Here is a 16,019-nt window from a genome sequence, read left to right as displayed (position 1 = left end):
GTTACTTCATCTGTTGATACTTCTGTGCATTGGGCACATCCATCTGGGAGAGCAATTCCGCTGCACGGCTTTTCTCCTGTGGTGTGGCACGGGAGAAAATTTTTAATAACTCCTCTCCTTTGGAAAGGAAGAATGTTTGCATCAGCATGGAATTGGGGATATCCTGGTGGATGGAATAGAGCATATTCAGGCAGTTCAGGATGGCTGCACGGCCTTTTATCACATCATCATACATCAGGTCCAGCCCCTGCCGGTGATACTGGTACATTACATCATGGAACCGCAGGAACTTTGCATTCAGCAGGTTATCCTGTAACCAGTAACGGTTGCGGTTTCCTTCGAAAGCTTTCCATCCGGAAATCTCCTTTCCATCCGGCGCATTATTTACAATATTAAGCGCTTTCTTAAAATATACATCTCCGCCTTTGGGGGAGAAGGAATCATAATCGAGCCCGAGAATGATATTAACATAATAGGCCAGGATAGCGGTTAAGTTGGAGGCGAGCGGATCATTTCCCACCACCCTGGTATCGCTGAACTCCAGCTGTTGAAATTCCACGTACCGGAACACCACGTTGGGATCCTGGATATTCAGCAAACTGGTTACATAGCTGGCGTTATATACCGGCCTGGTGGCCTGTATGGTCAGGGTAGCCTTATAACTGTCGTTCCCGGAAGTACCGGTGATGTTCAGCAAAAAGTTACATTCTATCCGTTCAGCCGGTGTAAAGGCATCGTTTGCCCAATGCCGGTTATTGAGGAAATCCCGGACAGAATTCTGCAGGGTAGTAAATATTTTTTTGTCTACCCCCTGTATCTGTTGGGCAACTACAGACACATTGGCCCTTATTTCCTGGGCTTTAACGGCCGGGGAGCAGCATAGTAAAAAGACGCCTGCAAGCAGCAGGAACAACGGGAAACGATTATGCATGTTGCAATTCGATTATAGCGGAAACAATATCCTGGGCCACGGCCTGTTTGGATTTGAGGGGGAAACTGCGTTCATTCCCGTTTTTGTCAAACAGGGTTACTTTATTGGTATCATAGTTAAAGCCTGCACCTGTATCTGCCAGTGAATTCATGACGATCAGGTCCAGGTTTTTATCGCGCAGTTTTTTCAGTGCATATTCTTTTTCGTTGTTTGTTTCCAGGGAGAATCCCACGAGCAATTGCCCCGGGCGTTTATTATCGCCCAGCGAGCGTAGTATATCGGGTGTTTTTTCAAGATCGATATGAAGCTGGGCTTCCCCTTTTTTAATTTTTTTGTCGGCCACATTTGCCGGGCGGTAGTCTGCTACGGCGGCGGCGGCCACTACTATTCCGGCGCCGGGATAGCGCGCCGTTACAGCATCAAACATTTCCTGGGCGGTTTGCACATGGGTAATGGTGATGCCGGGGTGGGTTGTTTTCTGGGAGGTGGGACCCAGTACCAGCTGTACATCAGCGCCGGCATTTGCCAGGGCTTCCGCAATAGCAATTCCCATTTTGCCGCTGGAGTGGTTGCTAATGTAGCGAACCGGGTCAATATGTTCGATGGTGGGGCCGGCTGTAACGATAGCAGTGGTACCGTTCAGGGCCTTTTTTCCGTTTTTCTGCTGAAAATGCTGTTGCAGGAAAGTGAGGATCTGTTCTGGTTCTGCCATGCGGCCTTCTCCAAAGAGTCCGCTGGCCAGTTCCCCGGATTCCACGGGAATCTGCTGATGACCGAAAGAAATGAGCTTTTCCACATTGCTGCGGGTGGCCGGGTGATGCCACATGTCTTCATCCATTGCGGGGGCGAAGAGTACAGGACAGGTTGCCGAAAGGTATACCGCCAGCAGGAGGTTATCGCACAGGCCCAGGGCCATTTTGGCGAGGGTATTGGCAGAAGCGGGTGCAATGAGCATAACGTCTGCCCAGCGGCCCAGCATTACATGATTATTCCAGCTGTTGTGGTCACTGATATTCAGGGGAACCTCGTTTTTAGAGAGGGTGGCCAGGGTGAGGGGGGTAATAAAGCCGGCGGCGGCGGTGGTCATGACCACTTTTACTTCGGCACCTTCCTTTACCAGCAGGCGTATGAGGGTAGCGGACTTGTAGGCGGCGATGCTGCCGCTCACTCCGAGCAGGATTTTTTTTCCTTGTAGCATTTTGATAGCGTCCATGGACATATATAAAAACAAAAGCGGCAGAAATCATTCTGCCGCCATGAAATTAATATTTTTATTTTTCGCAATCACGCACCTCACAAAATAATGTGTGGCGGATTAGCTAAACAAATCGTCGTCGTTCTTGCGGAAATAAATTTTGCTGTCCAGGAACTCCTGAGTAGCCTGGATCGCCGGATTTGCCAGTCTTTCATAAAAACGGGAAATCTCAATCTGCTCCTTGTTCTCGTGCACTTCTTCGAGGTTGTCAGTATGACTGGCAAACTCTTCCAGTTTGGAATGGAGCTCCTCTTTCACGGAAATATTGATCTGATTGGCGCGTTTGGCTATTACGGCAATAGACTCATATAAATTACCAGTTCTGTTCTTAATGTCGGTAGTATTTTTGGTTTCTACCCAGGGATTAAGGCTACTGGTTAGACTTCGCTTTAATTTGCTCATTATCCAGTGTTTTTATGTTGTTTTGTGCTAAGGTATAAAATTTTTCGGCATCTGGCTTTAATTTGCTGTTCGGGTAGTGATCCGCGAAGTCCAGGTATTCGTCGAGAACCGTTGCGTAGCGCTCTTTTTGTCTCTCCGGAATACTGTTTTTAGCATAATTATAGTAAGATCTGATAGCCATTACTTTGTAACTGTCGCTTTTATCAGAGTCGGGGTAGTTGCGCATCAGGTTTTTGAAGGCAATACCGGCGGCTTTGAAGAAGCCCAGGTTATAATACAGCTCTGCGCTGGAGAACTCTTTCTTTTCCAGCTTTCTTCTGCACAACTCGATTACCAGGTTGGCTTCCGACACTTTATCTGCGGTAGGGTAGTTATTAATGAAGGTTTGCATGGCAGCAATGGCCTTCATGGTATTGGTTTGATCCAGTGATACCTTTGGCGACTGCTTATAATAGCAATAAGCCTGCATATAATCTATTTCCACCGCTCTCGGGCTGTTCGGGAACAGGTCCAGGTAGTTTTTAAACTGGAAGGCTGCCTGAACGTAGTCCTTAACGTAGTAAGAGCAATATGCGAAATTGTAATACATGGGCTCAAACTTCTCAGTTCCCTTGTACACCTGAACCAGGTCAGTGTAGAGTGTTATTGCCGTATTGTATTTTTTCTTCTGGAACAGCTGGTTGGCGTAGTCCAACTTCTTTTCAAAGTTGTTACTTTTTTCTATTCTCCGTAACTGGTTGTTACAGGAGGTAGTTACGACAACCGCAAGAACACTGATGTACAATAAAAATTTCCGCATAAAAGAGTGGCAAAATTAAGAATTAAATGTAAATGTAAGGCAGAGAGATTTTGATTGCTGTTAAAATTTTGCAAAAGAGGGAATTAAATCGCCGAAAGACGGGTTTTCCACCACCGCCGGGGTTGCTGACATTTTTCCCACTCCGATGTGGAAAAATTGATTTCAGCTAACGGATGTCCCTGGAAAAAGGGCTCAGATTATAAAAAAAATCCACTCATAACGATTTCTGCACCCCATTTTCCCACCCGCTATGCTATTCGGGAATGTCTTATCCCATGGGGCATCTGCAAGATATAAACACACAATCCACACTTATAAACACGTTATCCACACGTATTATTGTTTAATACACCGTAAGGGTGCATAAATGAGGGTAAAATGGCCCTGATACGGGCGCTTGCATCTGTGGAAAAAATTTATAAAGTATTTTTTCGTTAAAAAGTGGGAAAAAGTGTTATTTTGTGTTAGAAAAAGGATTTTCAAGGACTTTGCCCCCATGGTATGACAGGATTTCTCGGTGAATATGAATCGACGCTGGACGCAAAAGGACGCTTTCTGTTACCTGCCGGGTTTAAAAAGCAGTTGACAGACGGGGCCGGAGGACAGTTTGTGATTAACCGTGGGTTTGAAAAATGCTTGTCCCTGTATCCCATGAACGAATGGCAGCCTATTTTCGAACGTATCAGCAAGTTGAATGACTTTGATCCAAAAGTAAGGGAATTCAGGCGGTACTTCTTAAACGGGGCCACCATTCTGGAGTTAGACAGTGCAGGAAGACTGCTGGTACCGAAAAACCTGCTGTCGTACGCCAATCTGGAAAAAGATATCGTGCTGGCAGCAGCATCCAATAAAATTGAGATCTGGGATAAAGGTAAATACCAGGAGTTCTTTGAAAATTTCTCACCAGGGGCGTTCAGTGATCTGGCACAACAGGTAATGGGAGGAGGAGATAATAACATATCAATTTAAAGAGGGGAGCATATGGGCGAACAACAATATCATTTACCCGTTCTGCTGCAGGAAACGACGGAGCTGTTACAGATAAATCCCGATGGGATTTATGTAGACGCTACGTTTGGAGGCGGAGGACACTCAAGAGCCATACTGGAGAAACTGGGTGAAAAAGGACGGCTTATAGTATTTGATCAGGATGAAGATGCTTACCGAAACAGGATTATAGACGAACGTGTCACTTTTGTACAACAAAATTTCCGTCATCTGCAACGCTTTCTGAAGTTACATAAAGCAGATCAGGTAGACGGCCTGCTGGCGGATCTGGGTGTTTCATCGCACCAGTTCGATACAGCAGAAAGAGGATTCAGTACTCGCTTTGATGGCGACCTGGATATGCGGATGGATACCAGAACGGAATTTACTGCCGCTCAATTGCTGGCAACATGGGGAGAAGCAAGGTTACAACTGATTTTCCAGGAATACGGAGAAGTAACCAATGCAAAAACCCTCGCCCAAACAATTGTAAAGCAGCGCAAAACACACCCCATGCGCACCATCGCAGCGTTTAAATCTGTGATCCAGCCCATTGTAAAAGGCAATCCGCAAAAATACCTGGCGCAGGTTTTCCAGGCTTTACGTATAGCCGTTAATGATGAACTGGGCGCACTGAAAGATTTACTGGAACAGGCCACCAATGTGCTGAAACCTGGAGGAAGACTCGCCGTCATCACCTTTCATTCGCTGGAAGACAGGATGGTGAAAAATTTTATGAAGACCGGAAGTTTTGAAGAAGCACAGGAAGACCCGTTTGCAAAAGAAACACCCCCTAAATTGTTCAAATTAATCACAAAAAAACCGGTTACCGCCAGTGATGCAGAATTGAAGCTTAATGGAAGATCCAGAAGTGCAAAACTGCGGGTAGCCGAAAAACAAGCGTGACAAGGTTGTAAACTGCCTGTCACATCCTACCCTATCCTATACACACCCGTTTTGATTTGCGTTCAGATTAATATTGTCAATTTTTAAAAAGACATAGCGCGTGGGAGACGACTTAGATACAATCCAGGAAAATCCGGCTGAAGAAAGTACCCTTCCCCCGGAGCAACGTAAAGAATGGCGTTTGCGCATCAACTACAAAGCGTTGGTGCAAAACATGCCGTTTATCGGTTTCCTTTCCCTCCTGGCTTTAGTATATATCGCCAACAGTCACCTCGCTGAAAAAAAAATCCGGCGCATTAACAAACTAGGCAAAGAAATTAAAGAGTTGAAGTGGGAGTATATCAATGTGAAAAGTGAGCTCATGTTTCGAAGCAAAATGAGTGAAGTCAGTAAGTCAGTAGAGCCGCTGGGCCTTAAACAACTCAGCTCCCCTCCGCAAAAGATTGTGCTGAAAAAGGATACAGAAAATTGAATTTAATATTGATGCCTGACGCTGCCCGCCTGACCCATCACTCAGGTCGGGGATGCTGGTAAATCAAATCAATGGCAAGCATCTCAATTATAAATGCAGCCAGTGTCAGGTATCTTCTTATAAGTTATCAGCCTTTAGCCGTCAGCTATCTGCCCCAGGGTAAGTAACTGACAGCTAAAGGCTAAAGGCTAAAATGCTAATACAACATCGTGGATGTAAAAAAGGACATATTGTGGAGAGTGTATCTGTGCCTCATCGGCATGGCGCTGTTCAGCGTCGCCATCCTGGTGAAAGTGTTCTATATCCAGAACGTGCAGGGCAACTACTGGCGTAGTATGGCCGATAGCCTGCACACCGGCTACGTGGCACTGGACGCAGAAAGAGGCACTATTTACTCGGAGGAAGGCAGGATGCTGTCGACCTCCATCCCTTATTTTGACATCCGGATAGACTTTGCAGCAGATGGCCTCCGGGATAAGAACGGACTGGTGTTCAAGGAAAACCTTGACTCCTTATCCTACCGCCTGTCCCAGATATTCACTGACCGCAGCAAAGCCGCCTGGAAGCAGCAGCTGCAGGAAGGATATAAATCAAAGGACCGCTACTTTTTACTTAAAAGAGACGTACCCTTTAATCAATACCAGGAATTACGCAGCTTCCCGATGTTTCGCCTCGGCAAAAACAAAGGCGGCATGATCGCTGAATCCAAAAGTAAGCGCATCAACCCCTTTAAACTGCTCGCCAACAGGACCATCGGGCTGGCCCGCGAAAATTCACAAAGCGTAGGACTTGAAAGAACCTACAATGAATACCTGAAAGGCGTTACCGGTAAAAGACTGATGCGCCGCATCGCAGGAGGTACCTATGTACCCGTAGATGGTTACGATATTGAACCCGAAAACGGGCGTGATATAGTTACCACCATCGATGTAAACATGCAGGACATCGTAGAAACAGCCCTCATGAATATGATGGTGCAGAATGAAGCCGAACACGGCACCTGCATTCTCATGGAAGTGAAAACAGGCAAAATAAAAGCAATAGCCAACCTCGGCAAACAACCCGATGGCAACGGCTACTGGGAAGATATGAACTACGCACTGCAGGTAGGGGAACCCGGTTCCACTTTTAAGCTGGCTACCGTCATCGCAGTGCTGGAAGATAAATACGCCACCATGAACTCTATGGTAAACATGGATGGTGGCCGCTGGCAGGTAGGACGCAGAACCGTATTCGATTCTGAACCTCACCCGGGCCCGCAAAATGTAACGATCAAACACGCATTTGAACTCAGCTCAAATGTGGGTATGGCAAAACTGGCCTACCAGTTCTATAACCGGCAACCTAACAAATTCGTCGGCCATCTGAAAAGATTAAGGCTCGACCAGTTTTCAGGTATAGACCTGATAGGCGAAGGAAGACCGGTTATTAAAACCACCGCTTCCAAAACATGGAGCGCCACATCCCTGCCCTGGATGGCATTCGGATATGAAGTGCTTATCAGCCCGCTGCAAACGTGCATGCTGTACAATGCAGTGGCTAACAACGGTAAAATGATGAAACCCTACCTCGTCAACTCCATACAGGAATATGGCCAGGTAGTAAAACAGTTTGAGCCTACTGTATTGCTGGACAGCATCTGCACGCAAAGCACGCTGAAACAGTTACAGGCCATGCTGGAAGGTGTGCCCATTGATGGTACCGCAAAAAAACTGCGCAGCCAGTTTTACACCTTCGCAGGTAAAACAGGTACCGCACTCGTGGCAAACGGCAACCGCGGGTATGCAGATAAAATTTACCAATCGTCATTCGCCGGCTATTTTCCGGCAAATGATCCGCAGTACACCTGCGTGGTGGTGATAAAAAATAAACCGCATGCATTGCACTTTTACGGTGCAGGCGTTGCGGGTCCCGTGTTTAGAGAAGTGGCAGATAAATTATATGCCATCGCGGTAGAAAGACAAAAACCCATGCAGGCCACCATGCAACTGGATACCCTGCTGTCACTGAAAAATGGTAAAGGCAGTGAATGGAAACAAATCCTGGGTAAACTGCAGCTGCCCATTGGCAACGCCCCCGCTAATAACAGCTGGGTAAGCGCCAAGGTAACAGACCGCAAAATTGCCTTCCAGCAGGTAGCACAAACAAAAGGCGCAGTGCCCGATGTTACCGGAATGGGCCTCAAAGATGCCCTGTACCTGCTCGAAAATGCCGGGTTACGGGTAGTAATAAAAGGCGCCGGTAAAGTGAAAATGCAATCACTCCCCGGCGGAACTAAAATAGGAAACGAACAAACAATCGTAATAGAACTGAGCTAGATGAAGACGCTGCAAGACATATTGTATAATGTAAGCATCCTGGCGGTGCATGGTAATACTGATATTGCCATTCACGCACTCGCCATCGATTCCAGATCCATCGGGTCCGGAGATGCTTTCATTGCAGTGAAAGGCGTACACACAGACGGACACGTGTACATTGAAAAAGCAATTGCGTTGGGCGCCGCAGCAGTGATCTGTGAAACATTACCCGAACAACTGGCAGAAAATGTTTGCTATGTACAGGTAAGCAACAGCGCTGTCAGCAGCGGTATCATGGCAGGCAACTTCTATGATAACCCTTCTCATAAAATACAACTGGTAGGCGTTACCGGTACCAACGGAAAAACAACCATCGCTACCCTGCTGTTCCGTTTGTTCACCAAACTGGGATATCACTGCGGACTATTATCCACCGTGCAAAATCAGATAGGCGATGCCGTTATACCCGCCACACATACCACACCTGATCCCATTAACCTGAATGCCCTGCTGGCACAGATGGTGGAAGACGGCTGCCTGTATGTGTTTATGGAAGTAAGCTCCCATGCTATTCACCAGCAACGTATTGCCGGGTTAAAATTCGCGGGAGGCATCTTCAGTAATATCACCCACGACCACCTTGATTATCATAAAACGTTTGATGAATATATCCGGGTAAAGAAATCATTCTTTGACAACCTGCCCTCCTCCGCTTTTGCACTCACTAATCTGGACGACAAAAGAGGAATGGTAATGCTACAGAATACGAAAGCTAAAAAAGCAACGTACAGCCTGCGCACACTGGCAGATTTTAAAGGAAAGATCCTGGAAAATAATCTCACAGGACTGGTAATGCTGACAGGAGATACAGAAGTGCATTTCCGCCTGATCGGTGAATTCAACGCCTATAACCTGCTGGCCGTTTACGGCGCCGCAGTGCTGCTGGGCATCGATAAAGCCAAAACATTACAGGCCCTCAGCGACACCTCCGGTGCAGAAGGCAGATTTGATTATATCATTTCCGATAAAGAACAGATCATCGCTATAGTTGATTACGCACACACGCCGGACGCACTGAAAAATGTGCTGGCTACCATCAAAAACCTGCGTAAAGGCAATGAACAGGTGATCACAGTAGTAGGCTGCGGCGGCGACAGGGATACCAGCAAACGCCCGGTGATGGGAGATGTAGCCGTGGAAAACAGCGATCGCGTTATCCTTACCTCTGATAATCCCCGCTCGGAAGACCCGGCGGAAATTATCCGGGAAATGGAAGCTGGCGTTCCCGTTCACCTGAAAAAGAAAGTCATTTCCATTACCGACAGAAAAGAAGCCATTAAAACGGCGCTGTCACTCGCCAACCGGGAAGATATCATCCTGGTGGCAGGTAAAGGACATGAAAAGTACCAGGAAATAAAAGGCGTTAAACATCACTTCGATGATAAAGAAGTGCTGCTGGAGCTGATGAAAACCCTGGAGAAATAGACTAAAACTGAAGATAGATACTTAATAATCCAATGACTTAAAAGCCTGTACTCCCCGGACAGCGGAGGACAGGTTACGACTAAAACATATGTTATATTATTTTTTAAATTACCTGAAAACAGAATTTAAGATCAGCGTCATCGGTGGTGGTATGTTTCAGTATATCACTTTCCGTGTAACGATGGCATTACTGCTGTCGCTGGTTATTTCTTTGCTGTTCGGTAAAAGGATTATTAAATTTCTACAGAAAAAACAAATTGGTGAAACGATCCGTGAACTGGGCCTCCAGGGAGAAAACACCAAAAAAGGAACACCTACGATGGGCGGACTCATCATCTTATCTGCCATCGTAATTCCCACTTTACTTTTTGCACAACTGGCAAATGTATATATCTGGCTGATCCTGTTATCTACCGTATGGTTAGGAATGATTGGCTTTGTAGATGATTATATCAAAGTATTTAAAAAGAATAAAGAAGGACTGGCAGGACGTTTCAAGATCATGGGACAGGTGGGACTTGGTTTGATTGTAGGCTGTACACTTTATTTTAATACAGATGTAGTGGTATCCCGTGAAGTAATAGGCGCAAAAACACTGGCGCCTTATGAAAGACAGGTGACTAATCACCCGGAGCGTGTAACCCGCGACGGACACCGCTTTGTGGACGTTAAAACGCCGATTACCACGATTCCGTTCGTAAAAAATCATGAGTTCAACTACTCCAAACTGATCTCCTGGATTCCCGGCGCAGAAAAGTACACATTCGTACTCTATATCCTGGTGGTCATCTTTATTATTACAGCCGTATCCAACGGCGCTAATCTTACTGATGGCTTAGATGGACTAGCAACAGGCGTTTCAGGCATCATCGGGATAGGACTGGGCATCTTTGCCTATGTATCCGGTAACATCCAGTTTGCAGAATACCTGAACATTATGTACATCCCGAACCTTGGGGAGTTGTCAATTTTCATTGCAGCCTTTGTGGGCGGATGTATCGGGTTCCTCTGGTATAATGCCTATCCGGCGCAGGTTTTCATGGGTGACACCGGTAGTCTCGCATTGGGCGGCATCATTGCTTCACTGGCAATTATAGTAAGGAAAGAATTACTGATACCTATCTTCTGTGGTGTATTCCTGGTGGAACTACTGTCGGTGATGTTACAGGTATCTTACTTCAAATACACTAAAAAGAAATATGGAGAAGGCAGGCGTATTCTGAAAATGTCGCCGTTGCATCACCACTATCAGAAGATCGGTTACCACGAAAGTAAAATATCAGTGCGCTTCTGGATCATTACCATCATGTGTGTGGTAGTAGCTATTGCAACACTGAAAATGAGATAAAACAAAACGAATGGAATATAAACTCGTCATATTAGGAGCAGGAGAAAGTGGAATAGGTGCGGCTTTGCTGGGAAAACAGCAAGGGTATGATGTATTTGTATCTGATGGAGGAACAATAAAAGATAATTATAAACAGGAACTGGCGGTAAACCAGATCTCTTTCGAAGAAGGACATCATTCCTGGGATATCATACTGGATGCAAACGAAATCGTTAAAAGCCCTGGTATCCCTGAGAAATCGGAATTGATGAAAAAGGTGCGCGAAAAAGGCATACCCGTGATTTCTGAAATAGAGCTGGCCTACCGTTTCTCGACAGGTAAAAAGATCATTGCCATCACCGGCAGCAACGGCAAAAGCACCACTACGGCCCTCACCTATCACATCTTTAAAAACGCAGGTTTGGATGTGGCGATGGTAGGCAATATTGGCGTGAGCTATGCCAGGCAGGTGGCAACCGCACCAGCGGAGTATTATGTGATTGAAATCAGCAGCTTTCAGCTGGATGACATTAAGGACTTCAAACCCAATGTGGCCATCCTCCTGAACATTACGCCTGATCACCTGGATCGCTACGATTATAGCATGGAAAATTACGTAGCCTCCAAATTCAGAATTGCCATGAACCAGACAGCTGAAGACTACTTCATCTACTGCATGGATGATCCTGAGATCATGCGACATTTAGCGCAGCAACCCATTTATTCAGCATCAATACCTTTTACCATCATGAAACCACTGAAAGAAGGCGGCTCTATTGCCAACGACCAGTTGCACATAGATGTCAACGGAGAACCGGTTATCATGTCAATGTATGACCTGTCATTAAAGGGAAAACACAATCTGTACAATTCAATGGCAGCAGCAATTGCAGGCAGGACCATGGATATAAGAAATGAAAAGATCCGCGAAAGTCTTGCGTCGTTCGAGAGCCTCGAACACCGCATGGAATATGTGACAACGGTTAGAGGCGTGGATTTTATTAACGACAGCAAAGCCACCAATGTAAACTCCGTTTGGTTTGCACTGGAAAGTTTTGACAAGCCCATTGTGCTGATCATGGGCGGCGTGGACAAAGGCAACGACTATGATGCCATCCGCGACCTCGTGAAAGAAAAGGTAAAAGCAATAATTTGTATGGGTGTGGACAACACCCCCATCTTTACTGCGTTATCAAAAGACACACCGGTGATGATCAACACCACCAGTATGCACGATGCAGTACAGGAAGCATTTAAACAGGCCGCAAAAGGAGACATCGTTTTATTGTCGCCAGCCTGCGCCAGCTTCGACCTCTTTAAAAATTATGAAGATCGTGGCAGGAAATTTAAAGAAGAAGTAAAAGCATTGTAAACAGGTGTTGATAAACAGAATAAAGGGTTACATCTTAAAAAATAAATGAAAGCAAAACGCAGCTAATGATGGGATTGCTCTATAGAACAAAAGGCGATAAGGTTATCTGGACGGTAGTATTTTTTCTATCGCTGGTAAGCCTGCTTGCTGTATATAGTGCTACCGGCTCACTCGCTTACCGCGAAAGGGGCGGCCATACGGAGTATTATCTCCTGAAGCAGCTCACGGTACTGGTAATGGGATTGCTGATCATCTATTTTGCACACCGCGTGAACTATACGATTTATTCCCGCGTGGCACAAATAGGCTTCCTGGTATCCATACCATTGCTGATGTACACACTGGCCTTTGGGTCTAATATCAATGAAGCCAGCAGGTGGATCAAGCTGCCGATCATCAACCTTACCTTTCAAACATCCGATGTGGCTAAACTTGCCATATTTATGTATGTAAGCAGGCAATTATCAAGACGGCAAAACCTGATCAATGATTTCAAAAAAGGATTTCTGCCCATCATTATACCGGTAGGCATTATCTGCGCACTGATCATGCCGGCTAATATGAGTACCGCACTTTTGCTGGGCGCCAGCTGTATGCTCCTTTGCTTTATAGGCAGGGTGCCTATCCGGTTCCTGGCCTCTATGGTGGCAGCGGGAGCAGTAATGGTAGTGCTGCTTTTTGGAATCGCCAAAGTAACCGGCATGGAGATGCGTACAAAAACATGGGAAAAACGTATCGATAACTTCCTTCACGGTGATCATACAGAAACGCCCTACCAGGTGCAACAGGCTAACATTGCCATTGCAGGCGGCGGTATTTTGGGAAAAGGACCCGGCAACAGTACACAACGTAACTTCCTGCCACACGCCTATTCCGATTATATCTACGCCACCATTATAGAAGAATATGGCATGTTTGGCGCTTTCCTGATACTGGCGGCTTATATGATTTTATTACTGAGAAGTATCAGGATTTATAAAAGATGTCCATATGCTTTCGGGGCATTCCTGGCAGTAGGACTCAGTGTAACACTGGTCATACAGGCGTTAACCAATATGGCGGTAAACGTACAGCTGTTCCCGGTTACAGGGCTTCCGCTGCCGTTAGTAAGTATGGGTGGTTCCTCTGTATTATTTACCAGTATGGCCATCGGTATTATATTAAGTGTATCGCGGAACGTGGAAGAGATGGAAGGTAAACAGGCAGAAAAAGAGCGATTGGAAAGAGTTATTGCGCAATCGGAAACCGCTGCAGTCGCTTAATACGTATTTATAACAATAATTGTAATCAGGAATAGAACATGCAACGCAAAGTGATCATAGCAGGCGGCGGTACGGGGGGACACATCTTCCCGGCGATAGCGATCGCGAATGCGTTGAAAAAAATAGAGCCGGACATCAACATTCTTTTTGTGGGCGCCACCGGAAAAATGGAAATGGAGAAAGTGCCGCAGGCCGGGTACCCGATCGAAGGACTGGAAATAGCTGGTTTTAACCGCAGCAATATTTTCAAAAATATCCTGCTGCCGTTTAAAATATGGAAAAGCCTGCGTCGCGCAAAGGCCATCCTGCAAAGCTTTCAGCCTGATGTGGTAGTAGGTGTGGGCGGGTATGCGAGCTTCCCCATGCTGAACAGAGCACAGAAAAACGGTACGCCTACCCTGATACAGGAACAAAATTCCTTTGCGGGTAAAACGAATAAAATACTGGGCAGGAAAGCGAAAAAGATCTGTGTGGCATACGATGGTATGGATAAATTTTTTCCGTCAGAAAAACTGGTAATGACCGGTAATCCTGTGAGGAACAGCATTTCCCAGTCGGCCGTAACACGGGAAGATGCCTTGCAGCATTTCGGACTGAGTACGGCAAAGCAAACGGTTTTCGCCGTGGGAGGAAGTTTGGGCGCCAAGTCAATAAACGAAGGGTTACAACCACTGTTAAAAGAATTAGTGGCTAAGGATATACAGCTGATCTGGCAAACAGGGAAGCCTTATTACGAAACAGCGAAAGCTGCCGCGGCGCCTTATGGATCGCATATCAAGGTATACGATTTCATCAACGTAATGGACTTTGCCTATAAAGCGGCTGATGTAGTGTTATCGAGGGCCGGCGCACTGGCGATTGCTGAATTATGTGTAGTGAAAAAGCCGGTAATATTTGTGCCCTACCCGTTCGCGGCAGAAGATCATCAAACGTCCAACGCCATGAACCTGGTAAACAAACAGGCGGGCCTGATCATTAAAGACGAGCAGGTGCCATCACAACTGGGCAACGTGCTGTTCAGCCTTTTGCAAAATAAAGCGCTGATGGAACAACTGGAAAGCAATATCGGCAAGCTGGGAAATCCGCACGCGGATGTGACAATTGCGAACCAGGTTTTAGGAATTATTTAGAAGAGATTTTTAGAAGAGTATATGGATTTGAACAACATACAAAGGGTTTATTTCATCGGTATCGGTGGTATTGGCATGAGCGCCATTGCACGCTTTTTCAATGAGAAAGGGGTGCAGGTAAGCGGTTATGACCGTACCTCCACAGCGCTCACAAAGCAGCTGGAAGCAGAAGGTATGCAAATCCATTATACAGACGATATTAACTTAATCGACAAAACCGCTAACCTGGTCGTATATACGCCGGCGATTCCGGCTACTCATACGGAGTTGCAGTGGTTGCGCGATAATGGTTATGAAGTAGTAAAGCGCAGTGATGTGCTGCAGGAAATTACCCGTTCCCTGTTTGCTATCACCGTGGCAGGTACGCATGGCAAAACCACGGTATCTACCATGATCGCCCACCTGCTTACCGACAGCGGTTATGGCTGTAACGCTTTCCTGGGTGGCATCAGCGTGAACTATAATAAAAATTTCTGGAGCAGCGATAAGGCGGTCGCAGTAATTGAAGCAGACGAATATGACCGTTCTTTCCTGAAATTAAGTCCGGATATCGCGGTGCTGACTGCCATGGATGCAGATCACCTGGATATTTACGGCACTCCGGAGGCAATGGAAGATGCGTTTATCCAGTATACGCACAATATTAAGCCCAATGGCACGCTGATTGCTAGGTTCGGCCTGCATCGCAACAAGGAGCTCAATGCAACAAACAAGTTGTTGTACAGTTTACAAAACGATGCTGCCAACGCTTACGCCTCCAACATCCGCATGATCAATGGCGGATATGAGTTTGATGTAATGCATCAGGACTGGATGATCGATAATATTTCCATGCACATTGGTGGTATGCACAACGTGGAGAATGCCGTAGCAGCTATTACAGTAGCACACCTGCTGGGAATAGATGCGGCTAAAATCCGTGCAGCCATTGGTAATTTCAAAGGGATCAGGCGGAGATTTGAATATGTGGTAAAAACAGATCAGCAGGTATATATCGATGATTATGCACACCATCCGGAAGAATTGCGTGCATTGATCACCAGTGCGAAGGCATTGTTTCCAGGTAAAAAATGCACCGTTATTTTTCAGCCGCACTTATTTACCCGCACCCGTGACCTCGCAGATGGCTTTGCAGAAAGCCTTTCCCTGGCAGACGAGGTGATATTGCTTCCGATCTACCCGGCGCGTGAACTGCCGATAGCCGGTGTTACCAGCGAAATGATTGCAGACAAAATAACAGTACCTGTAAAAATTTTACCGAAAGAAGCAGTAGCGGAATACCTGGGTAAACAGGACGTACCCTTACTGATTACCGCCGGAGCGGGAGATATAGACCAGTTAAAAGAACCGGTGGCTCATCTTCTTAAAAATAAAACAACACAACATTAAAA

Annotated in this window: 14 protein-coding genes; 10 read left to right on the top strand and 4 right to left on the bottom strand. The window is 46.2% G+C overall.

Annotated elements, in window-relative coordinates:
- Position 1: 1 nt before the first annotated feature.
- From AB6805_RS10155 to AB6805_RS10140, 4 genes are all read right to left on the bottom strand, one after another.
- Positions 2-931 carry a DUF4835 family protein gene (locus AB6805_RS10155; protein WP_370909312.1) on the bottom strand — a complete coding sequence of 310 codons (930 nt, stop codon included), beginning with the start codon at positions 929-931 and terminating at the stop codon, positions 2-4.
- The gene (coaBC, locus tag AB6805_RS10150) at positions 924-2,144 is read right to left on the bottom strand and encodes a bifunctional phosphopantothenoylcysteine decarboxylase/phosphopantothenate--cysteine ligase CoaBC (protein ID WP_370909311.1); all 1,221 of its coding nucleotides are present in this window, start codon (positions 2,142-2,144) and stop codon (positions 924-926) included. The genes AB6805_RS10155 and coaBC overlap by 8 nt, the downstream gene beginning before the upstream one ends.
- Positions 2,145-2,246: 102 nt before the next feature.
- Positions 2,247-2,588, bottom strand: a complete 342-nt coding sequence (locus tag AB6805_RS10145) for a DNA-directed RNA polymerase subunit omega (protein WP_079469388.1) — start codon at positions 2,586-2,588, stop codon at positions 2,247-2,249.
- A complete protein-coding gene (locus AB6805_RS10140; RefSeq protein WP_370909310.1) occupies positions 2,557-3,387 on the bottom strand; it encodes an outer membrane protein assembly factor BamD in 831 nt (276 codons plus the stop codon). Before AB6805_RS10140 ends, AB6805_RS10145 begins: the two co-directional genes overlap by 32 nt.
- Before the next feature lie 501 nt (positions 3,388-3,888).
- Between AB6805_RS10140 and mraZ the strand changes: the two genes are divergently transcribed.
- The 10 genes from mraZ to murC all read left to right on the top strand — a co-directional run bounded on the left by mraZ (position 3,889) and on the right by murC (position 16,017).
- The gene (gene mraZ / locus AB6805_RS10135) at positions 3,889-4,356 is read left to right on the top strand and encodes a division/cell wall cluster transcriptional repressor MraZ (protein WP_079469390.1); all 468 of its coding nucleotides are present in this window, start codon (positions 3,889-3,891) and stop codon (positions 4,354-4,356) included.
- 12 nt (positions 4,357-4,368) lie between these two features.
- Positions 4,369-5,280: a 16S rRNA (cytosine(1402)-N(4))-methyltransferase RsmH gene (gene rsmH / locus AB6805_RS10130; protein WP_370909309.1), complete on the top strand. Its 912-nt coding sequence runs from the start codon at positions 4,369-4,371 to the stop codon at positions 5,278-5,280.
- Positions 5,281-5,380: 100 nt separating this feature from the next.
- Positions 5,381-5,752: an FtsL-like putative cell division protein gene (locus AB6805_RS10125; protein WP_370909308.1), complete on the top strand. Its 372-nt coding sequence runs from the start codon at positions 5,381-5,383 to the stop codon at positions 5,750-5,752.
- A gap of 209 nt (positions 5,753-5,961) precedes the next feature.
- A complete protein-coding gene (locus AB6805_RS10120; protein ID WP_370909307.1) occupies positions 5,962-8,070 on the top strand; it encodes a penicillin-binding protein in 2,109 nt (702 codons plus the stop codon).
- The gene (locus AB6805_RS10115) at positions 8,071-9,537 is read left to right on the top strand and encodes a UDP-N-acetylmuramoyl-L-alanyl-D-glutamate--2,6-diaminopimelate ligase (RefSeq protein WP_370909306.1); all 1,467 of its coding nucleotides are present in this window, start codon (positions 8,071-8,073) and stop codon (positions 9,535-9,537) included.
- Between the two features lie 88 nt (positions 9,538-9,625).
- A complete protein-coding gene (gene mraY / locus AB6805_RS10110; protein WP_370909305.1) occupies positions 9,626-10,885 on the top strand; it encodes a phospho-N-acetylmuramoyl-pentapeptide-transferase in 1,260 nt (419 codons plus the stop codon).
- A gap of 10 nt (positions 10,886-10,895) precedes the next feature.
- On the top strand, positions 10,896-12,236 hold the full coding sequence (gene murD / locus AB6805_RS10105) for a UDP-N-acetylmuramoyl-L-alanine--D-glutamate ligase (RefSeq protein WP_370909304.1): 1,341 nt from the start codon (positions 10,896-10,898) through the stop codon (positions 12,234-12,236).
- A 65-nt stretch (positions 12,237-12,301) separates the two neighbouring features.
- On the top strand, positions 12,302-13,498 hold the full coding sequence (locus AB6805_RS10100; protein WP_370909303.1) for an FtsW/RodA/SpoVE family cell cycle protein: 1,197 nt from the start codon (positions 12,302-12,304) through the stop codon (positions 13,496-13,498).
- 38 nt (positions 13,499-13,536) lie between these two features.
- Entirely contained in the window at positions 13,537-14,628 is a 1,092-nt protein-coding gene (gene murG, locus AB6805_RS10095; protein WP_370909302.1) for an undecaprenyldiphospho-muramoylpentapeptide beta-N-acetylglucosaminyltransferase, read from the top strand.
- A gap of 21 nt (positions 14,629-14,649) precedes the next feature.
- Positions 14,650-16,017: a UDP-N-acetylmuramate--L-alanine ligase gene (murC, locus tag AB6805_RS10090; protein ID WP_370909301.1), complete on the top strand. Its 1,368-nt coding sequence runs from the start codon at positions 14,650-14,652 to the stop codon at positions 16,015-16,017.
- The last annotated feature ends 2 nt before the right edge of the window (positions 16,018-16,019 follow it).

The organism is Chitinophaga sp. RCC_12, assembly GCF_041360695.1.
GTDB lineage: Bacteria > Bacteroidota > Bacteroidia > Chitinophagales > Chitinophagaceae > Chitinophaga.
This window is presented reverse-complemented; position numbering and strand designations above follow the sequence as displayed.